At 70.9% G+C, this 7,314-nt stretch carries 7 protein-coding genes; 3 read left to right on the plus strand and 4 right to left on the minus strand.

All coding sequences use genetic code 11. The features are described 5' to 3' along the window. Positions 1-28: 28 nt before the first annotated feature. A complete protein-coding gene (locus MJ607_RS12475; RefSeq protein WP_243075920.1) occupies positions 29-1,576 on the minus strand; it encodes an aldehyde dehydrogenase family protein in 1,548 nt (515 codons plus the stop codon). Between the two features lie 123 nt (positions 1,577-1,699). After that, positions 1,700-3,019, minus strand: a complete 1,320-nt coding sequence (locus MJ607_RS12480) for a GAF domain-containing protein (RefSeq protein WP_243075921.1) — start codon at positions 3,017-3,019, stop codon at positions 1,700-1,702. A gap of 169 nt (positions 3,020-3,188) precedes the next feature. Between MJ607_RS12480 and MJ607_RS12485 the strand changes: the two genes are divergently transcribed. Both MJ607_RS12485 and MJ607_RS12490 read left to right on the plus strand, forming a co-directional pair. Next, positions 3,189-3,548, plus strand: coding sequence for a PadR family transcriptional regulator (locus MJ607_RS12485; protein WP_243075922.1), 360 nt, complete (start codon positions 3,189-3,191; stop codon positions 3,546-3,548). Then, positions 3,545-4,594: a hypothetical protein gene (locus MJ607_RS12490; protein ID WP_243075923.1), complete on the plus strand. Its 1,050-nt coding sequence runs from the start codon at positions 3,545-3,547 to the stop codon at positions 4,592-4,594. Before MJ607_RS12485 ends, MJ607_RS12490 begins: the two co-directional genes overlap by 4 nt. 37 nt (positions 4,595-4,631) lie before the next feature. Here the strand turns inward: MJ607_RS12490 and MJ607_RS12495 are convergent, their stop codons facing one another. Continuing rightward, entirely contained in the window at positions 4,632-4,970 is a 339-nt protein-coding gene (locus MJ607_RS12495; protein ID WP_243075924.1) for a helix-turn-helix domain-containing protein, read from the minus strand. 79 nt (positions 4,971-5,049) lie between these two features. Here MJ607_RS12495 and MJ607_RS12500 point away from each other — a divergent pair, with 79 nt between their 5' ends. Beyond that, positions 5,050-5,703, plus strand: a complete 654-nt coding sequence (locus MJ607_RS12500) for an FMN-dependent NADH-azoreductase (protein ID WP_243075925.1) — start codon at positions 5,050-5,052, stop codon at positions 5,701-5,703. Between the two features lie 49 nt (positions 5,704-5,752). Here the strand turns inward: MJ607_RS12500 and MJ607_RS12505 are convergent, their stop codons facing one another. Beyond that, the gene (locus tag MJ607_RS12505) at positions 5,753-7,180 is read right to left on the minus strand and encodes a CCA tRNA nucleotidyltransferase (protein WP_243075926.1); all 1,428 of its coding nucleotides are present in this window, start codon (positions 7,178-7,180) and stop codon (positions 5,753-5,755) included. Positions 7,181-7,314: the final 134 nt, after the last annotated feature.

Consider the following 7,314-nt stretch of genomic DNA (forward strand, 5'->3'; position numbering starts at 1 on the left):
CGTCGGGTGAGGGCGGCGAGGTCGGGGCTCAGAAGAAGCCCATGGCTCCTTCGGCATATGACACGAGGAGGTTCTTCGTCTGCTGGTAGTGGTCGAGCATCTTGAGGTGGTTCTCGCGCCCGATGCCGGACTGCTTGTACCCGCCGAACGCGGCGTGCGCGGGGTACTGGTGGTAGGTGTTCGTCCAGACGCGGCCCGCCTCGATCGAGCGGCCGGCGCGATAGGCCGTGTCGCCCGAGCGGCTCCAGACACCCGCGCCGAGGCCGTAGAGCGTGTCGTTGGCGATGTGGATCGCGTCGTTGAAGTCGTCGAACGACGTCACCGAGACGACGGGTCCGAAGATCTCCTCCTGGAAGATGCGCATGCTGTTCTGGCCCTCGAACACCGTCGGCTGCACGTAGAAGCCCTCGCTCAGGTCGCCGCCCAGGTCGACGCGCTCGCCGCCCGTCAGCACCTTCGCCCCCTCCTTCCTGCCGATGTCGATGTAGCTCAGGATCTTCTCGAGCTGGTCGTTCGACGCCTGTGCGCCGATCATCGTCGCCGGGTCGAGCGGGTTGCCCTGGATGATCCTGCCGACGCGCTCGAGGCCGTCGCCGAGGAACCGGTCGTAGATCGACCGCTGTATGAGCGCGCGCGACGGGCAGGTGCAGACCTCGCCGCCGTTGAGGGCGAAGAACGTGAAGCCCTCGAGCGCCTTGTCGTAGTAGTCGTCCTGCGAGCGCGCGACGTCCTCGAAGAAGATGTTCGCGCTCTTGCCGCCGAGCTCGAGCGTGACGGGAATGAGGTTCTGCGACGCGTACTGCATGATGAGGCGGCCGGTCGTCGTCTCGCCCGTGAACGCGACCTTGCGGATGCGCTTGTGCTGCGCGAGCGGAGCGCCCGCCTCGATGCCGAAGCCGTTGACGATGTTGACGACGCCCGCGGGCAGCAGGTCGCCGATGATCTCGAAGAGGAACAGGATGCTGGCGGGCGTCTGCTCGGCGGGCTTCAGCACGACGCAGTTGCCTGCCGCGAGCGCCGGCGCGAGCTTCCACGTCGCCATGAGGATCGGGAAGTTCCACGGGATGATCTGGCCGACGACTCCGAGCGGCTCGTGGAAGTGGTACGCGACGGTGTCTTCGTCGATCTGGCTGAGCGACCCCTCCTGCGCGCGGAGCACCCCGGCGAAGTAGCGGAAGTGGTCGACGACGAGGGGGATGTCGGCGGCGAGCGTCTCGCGCACGGGCTTGCCGTTGTCCCAGGTCTCGGCGACGGCGATGGTCTCGAGGTTCTGCTCGATGCGGTCGGCGATCTTGTTGAGGATGTTCGCGCGCTCGGCCGGTGTCGTGCGCTTCCAGGACTCGAATGCCTGCCACGCGACATCCACCGCGCGGTCGATGTCTTCGACGGTGCCGCGTCCGACCTCGGTGAAGGGCTTGCCGTTGACCGGCGAGATGTTCTCGAAGTACTGGCCCTTGATCGGCTCGACGAATTCGCCGCCGATGTAGTGGCCGTAGCGCGGGCGGTAGTCGGCGACCGAGCCGCGCTGCCCCGGGGCGGTATAGACGCTCGAGACGCCCTCTTCCACGATGGTCATGTGTGTCTCCTTCGACGCTCATCCGCGGCTTCGGCGCCGCGTTGCGTCGACGGTAGGCCGGGGCACGTTGCATGACGTTGCACGGGATGCCGCACCCCAGCCGCGGGAGACCGGAGACCGCGGCTACTCGGCCTGGAGCCGCTCGATGCGCGCCACGAGGCCCGCGCGCTTCGGCGAGCGCGCCGGCAGCATCGAGAGGCAGAGCCGCAGCACGTCTTCGTCGTCCGCGCCCGCGGCAGTGTCGGCGAACGCGAGGAGGACGTCGACGGAGGCCTCGGCCATGAGCGCTTCGCGCAGGGCCGTGCGGACGCTCGCACGGAACTCCTCGACCCCCGGTGCGTTCGAGTCGGGGAGCACCTCGCCGCGATAGGCGGCGAGCGCGACGCGGTGCGCGCCGCGGTCGAGGAGCGAGAGCACCTGGTGCGCGTCGGTCTCGACGGTCGCACCCAGTCGGTAGGGGCGCGAGTCGATCGTGACGTGCGGCGCCGACTTCTCGAGCGCCTTGCGCAGGCGCACCATCTCGGCGCGGAGCGTGACGCTCGCATCGGGGTCGCCGTAGACGAGCTCGCCGAGCCGCTCGCCCGAGACACCCTGCCGGTGGGTCGCGAGCATGAGCAGCAGCTCGGCGTGCCGCGCGCCGAGCTCGGAGACCGTCTCGATGCCGTCTCCCGCGACCTCGAGCAGCGCACGGTCGCGGCCGAGCACCCGCAGCGTCGCGCGGGCCGTCTCGGCGCGGCGCGCGGGACGGCGGGACGGCGTGCGTTCGCGCGCCCGCAGCCGGGCGAGGAGCAGCTCCCCCTCGACGGCGCGGGCCGTGGCATCCACGAGCAGCTGGGCCTGGGGCGTCACGACCTGATCGCCGCCCGTCACGTCGATGACTCCGAGGATGCGGCGGGTCTCGGGATCGTGCACGGGCGCCGCGGTGCACGACCACGGCTGGACGAGGCGGTTGAAATGCTCGGCGCCGCGGATCTGCACGGAGCGGTCGAGCGCGATCGCCGTGCCCGGTGCCGAGGTGCCGACGGCGCGCTCCGACCAGTTCGCACCCGGCATGAAGCCCATGTCACCCGTCAGAGCGCGGATGCTGCGGTCACCCTCGACCCACAGGAGGCGTCCCGCGGCATCGCCGACCGCGACGACAACCCCCGCGTCGTCGACGTCGCCCGGCACGAGCAGTCCGCGGATCATGTCGATCACTCCGGCGAGCGGATGTGCGCGGCGGTACTCCTCGAGCTGCGGCGCGGGCAGATCGAGAGGCGGGAGGTCCTCGGCGCCGACGAGTCCCGCGACCGACCTCCGCCACGAGTCCCGCACGAGGGGCCGCACGTCGTCGAGCCGAAGGTCGCCCGCATTGCCCGACACGAGCTCTTCGTGGGCGCGCTCGATGAGGAGTCGCGAGTTCTCGGGGGAAGCCTCGCGCCTCGTAGACCACGGTGAACTCATCGCGGGCTCCGATCGCCGTCGGGGAGCGTGCGTCCAGTGTAGGCGGGCGGTGCGTGCGGGTCTCCTGCCGCGATGCCGCATCCCCTGGCAGATCGCGGCAGTGTGTCGTGCGCACTAGTACGCAGTCCGTGGTACCGTGCCACTCACAACAGTCCGACGAGGAGCCCGCATGGATACGACCCAGCTGCTGAAGGGGGTGCTGGATGCCGCCGTGCTCGCCGTCGTCCAGCACGACGACGGCTACGGCTATGACATCGTGCGGCGCCTGCGCGACGCGGGGCTCGGCGATGTCGGCGACGCGTCCGTCTACGGGACGCTCCGCCGGCTGTACAGCGCCGGAGTGCTCTCGAGCTACGTCGTCCCGTCGGACGGCGGGCCGCACCGCAAGTACTACGCGATCAACGCGCAAGGGCGCGAGATGCTCGCGGCGCAGCGCACCGACTGGACGTCGTTCGCGACCGCGATGACGGGACTGCTCGCCGAGCCGTCGCAGACCAAGACCCTTCGCACGATCGGAGAGAACCGATGACCCTCGCGACGATCGACGAGCGCATCACGGCGTTCGCGGCCTCTGTCCGCTCCCACCTCGACGACCTGCCGGCCGAGGACGTCGACGACCTCGTCGAGGGGCTCGAGGCCGACCTGGCCGAGCAGGCGGCCGAGAGCGGCGAGGACTTCGAGATCCCGGATGCCCCGGCCTACGCCGACGAGCTGCGCGCCGCCGCGGGGTTCCCCGAGCGCGCGACCTCGACCAGGCGGGTGCCGATGAGCGCGCGGTTCGCGGCGCGTCGGGCAGCGGCATCCCGTTCCCTGCGCACCCACCCGCTGGGGGCCTGGCTGCTCGACCTCGCCCTGGTCCTGCGGCCCGTGTGGTGGATCGCGCGTGGCTGGGCGATCTACTTCCTCCTGACATTCTGGGTCGGCTCCGGCCCGATGCCGCCGACGATCCTGCACTGGGCGCTGCTGCTGGGCAGCGTGCTCCTGAGCATCCAGTGGGGACGCGACCGGTGGATGCCGCTCCCGTGGCTGCGCATCGTCCGGACGATCGCGGGCGTCGTCGCCGCCATCACCCTGCCGATCGCGCTCGTGGCGTTCTCCCAGGCGGTGACCCAGTCGCAGAACATGGTCGAGTACGTGGACTCGAGCCAGCCGGGCCTCACGGTCGACGGCGAGCGCGTGCGCAACATCTTCGCGTACGACCAGGACGGCCGGCCGATCGAGGCGGTGCAGCTCTTCGATCAGGACGGCCGCCCCCTCACGACGGTCGGCGACCAGGCGCAGTACGAGGACTGGCAGTGGGACTACTACTTCTACGCCGGCTACGGCAGCGGTCCCGTGCCCGTGCCGTACACCGAGACGGGCCGCGCGCCACTGTGGAACGTGTTCCCGCTGAGCGAGGCGAGCGTCGGCGTCGACGGCGACCTCGACCCGGCCGATGCCCTCGTTCCGCAGCATCCGTTCGTGCAGGTGCCGGCCGTCGCCGGGACCGATGACGAGTCGACGGATGCCGCGACCCAGCCCGAGCCGTCGCCCATGTCGACCGACCTGGCCGAGACGCCCGCGCCGACGCCGTGAGCGATCGGGAGCGGCCCTGACCGTCGCGCCCGCTCGCTCAGCGCGCGGGCGCCGCGAGGTTGCCGGAGGCCCAGCGACCGAGATCGTCGAGGATCGGGAGCAGCCGTCGACCGCTGTCGGTCAGCGAGTACCCCACGGCGACGGGCGGCCCCGGATCGACCTCGCGCACGACGAGTCCTGTCTCTGAGAGCTCGGCGAGGCGGTCGGACAGCACCGCGTCGCTGATGCCCGTGACGGCGCGGCGGAGGCCGACGAAGCTCGTCGCACCCGCCCCGAGCGACGAGACGATCATCCCGTTCCACCGCTTGCCGAGCACGGAGAACGCGAGCGTCACTGCGGCGTCGCAGGCGCTGTGATCCATGTCGCTCTCGGCCATACCCTCATGCTACCCGTGCTACAGTCTCGATAGCCGCTATGTTTTTCTTAGTCGCTCTCATTCGCTGATCGGAGTTCTCATGTCGCTCTTCCGCCTGGACGCCAGCATCCTTCCGTCCTCGTCCGCCAGCCGCTCGCTCGCCGACCTCGTCGAGGCCGAGTGGGTCGCCGCCCACCCCGATTCGACCGTCGTGCGCCGCGATCTCGCGGCCGACCCCGTCCCGGCGACCGCCTGGGCCGATGCCGTGACGTCGGGCTTCGTCGACGCCGAGCAGCGCACCGAGCGTCAGCTCGAGGCGCGCGCCCTCGCAACGTCGTTCGCGGACGAGCTCATCGGCGCCGAGGCGCTCCTGTTCGCCGTGCCGCTCTACAACTACGGCGTCTCGCAGCACTTCAAGACGTGGTTCGACCTCGCCTACACCGACCCCCGCATCGACACGCAGGGCACGGCGCTGCGCGGCAAGCCCGCGACCCTCGTGACGGTGCTCGGCGGCAACTACGCGCCCGGCACCCCCAAGGAGGGCTGGGACCACTCGACCGCGTGGCTGCGGCGCGTGCTCGAGGATGTCTGGGGGCTCGACCTGCGAGTCGTCGAGCGTCCGTTCACGCTCGTGGGCGTCAACCCCGCGCTCGACGCCTTCGCCGACACCGCGGCCGCGCTCAAGGAGAAGGCCGAGACCGCCGCGACGGCCTACGGCCAGGAGATCGCCGCGCTGCGCGGCCGCGTGGCCTGACACCTCGTGTGCGCCGGGCTCGGGCGTTTCGCACGGGCCCGGCGCCGACTCAAGCCCGGGCGGCCCACCACTCGGTGAGGCGGCGCTCCGCCTCGGCCTCGCCGACGAGCCCTTCGTCGAGGCGCAGGTCGAGCAGGAAGCGGTACGCCTCGCCGACCTCGCGCCCCGGGCCGATGCCCAGCAGCCCCTGGATGCGGTTGCCGTCGAGCTCGGGCCGCATCGCGTCGAGCTGCTCCTGCTCCGCCAGCTCGGCGATGCGCCGCTCGATGTCGTCGTACGCCCCCGCGAGCCGCGTCGCCTTGCGCTTGTTGCGCGTCGTCACGTCGGCGCGCGTCAGGATGTGCAGGCGGTCGAGCTCTGCTCCGGCATCCCGCACATAGCGGCGCACGGCGGAATCGGTCCACGCGCCCTCGGCGTAGCCGAAGAACCGCAGGTGCAGCTCGATGAGCCGCGAGACGACGCCGATCGTGTCGGAGTCGAAGCGCAGCGCCTGCAGGCGCTTCTTCGCCATTCGCGCGCCGCGGATGTCGTGGTGGTGGAAGGTCACGCCGCCGCCGGGCTCGAGCTTTCGCGTGGACGGCTTGCCGATGTCGTGCAACAGCGCGGCGAGGCGCAGCGGGACGTCGGGAAGGGCATCCGGATTCCGCGCCTGCTCGAGCGCGATCGCCTGACGCAGCACCGTGAGCGAGTGCTCGTAGACGTCCTTGTGGTGGTGGTGCTCGTCGACCTCGAGGCGCAGAGCCGAGATCTCGGGGAGGAAGACGTCGACGATCCCGGTGTCCACGAGCAGACGGATGCCGCTCACGGGGTCGTCGGCCTGCAGGAGCCGTGTCAGCTCGCCCTGGATGCGCTCGGGGCTCACGATCGACAGCGTCTCGCGAAGCTCTCCGATCGCGGCCGCGGTGCCGGGATCGACGTCGAACTCCAGCTGCGATGAGAAGCGAGCCGCGCGCAGCATGCGCAGCGGATCGTCGCCGAAGCTCACGCGCGGGTCGATCGGCGTGCGCAGGCGCTGCGCGAGGAGGTCTTCGACTCCTCCCGTCGGGTCGACGAGCGTGCGCCCCGGGAGGCGGAGCGCCATCGCGTTGACGGTGAAGTCGCGGCGCACGAGGTCGCCCTCGAGCGTGTCGCCGAACTCGACGGTCGGCTTGCGCGTGACGCCGTCATAGCTGTCGGCGCGATACGTCGTGACCTCGACCTGCTCGCCCGCGATGCGGGCGCCGATCGTGCCGAACTCGCGGCCGACATCCCACTGCGCCGAGCTGATCGGCGTCACGATCTTCAGGATTTCGTCGGGCAGGGCGTCCGTCGTGAAGTCGAGGTCGTTCGTGCGGCGGCCGAGCAGCGCGTCGCGCACGGGACCGCCGACGATCGCGAGCTCACGGCCCGCGTCGGCGAAGGCCCGGCCGAGCGTCGCGACGACGGGCGACTCGGCGAGCGCGCCCAGGCGCTGCACGCCCTCGGCCATATTGAGCATGCATCGAGCCTACCGAGCGGGATGTGAAGAGCCGGAGCGGCGTCGGCCGGGCCGCCGCTCGCGGACTCGACGAGGGCACGAGGATCCGGCGGTGCGGTGACGAGGGGACCTTTCAGCTCGCGCCGCGCCGGTGG

It is taken from the genome of Microbacterium sp. SS28, assembly GCF_022761035.1.
Classification (GTDB): Bacteria; Actinomycetota; Actinomycetes; order Actinomycetales; family Microbacteriaceae; genus Microbacterium.

Bases quoted from the DNA above. Each gene is read 5' to 3' on its own strand.
- MJ607_RS12480 (WP_243075921.1), bottom strand. From the start codon at position 3,019: ATGAGTTCACCGTGGTCTACGAGGCGCGAGGCTTCCCCCGAGAACTCG.
- MJ607_RS12490 (WP_243075923.1), top strand. From the start codon at position 3,545: ATGACCCTCGCGACGATCGACGAGCGCATCACGGCGTTCGCGGCCTCT.
- MJ607_RS12495 (WP_243075924.1), bottom strand. From the start codon at position 4,970: ATGGCCGAGAGCGACATGGATCACAGCGCCTGCGACGCCGCAGTGACG.
- MJ607_RS12505 (WP_243075926.1), bottom strand. From the start codon at position 7,180: ATGCTCAATATGGCCGAGGGCGTGCAGCGCCTGGGCGCGCTCGCCGAG.
- MJ607_RS12485 (WP_243075922.1), top strand. From the start codon at position 3,189: ATGGATACGACCCAGCTGCTGAAGGGGGTGCTGGATGCCGCCGTGCTC.
- MJ607_RS12475 (WP_243075920.1), bottom strand. From the start codon at position 1,576: ATGACCATCGTGGAAGAGGGCGTCTCGAGCGTCTATACCGCCCCGGGG.
- MJ607_RS12500 (WP_243075925.1), top strand. From the start codon at position 5,050: ATGTCGCTCTTCCGCCTGGACGCCAGCATCCTTCCGTCCTCGTCCGCC.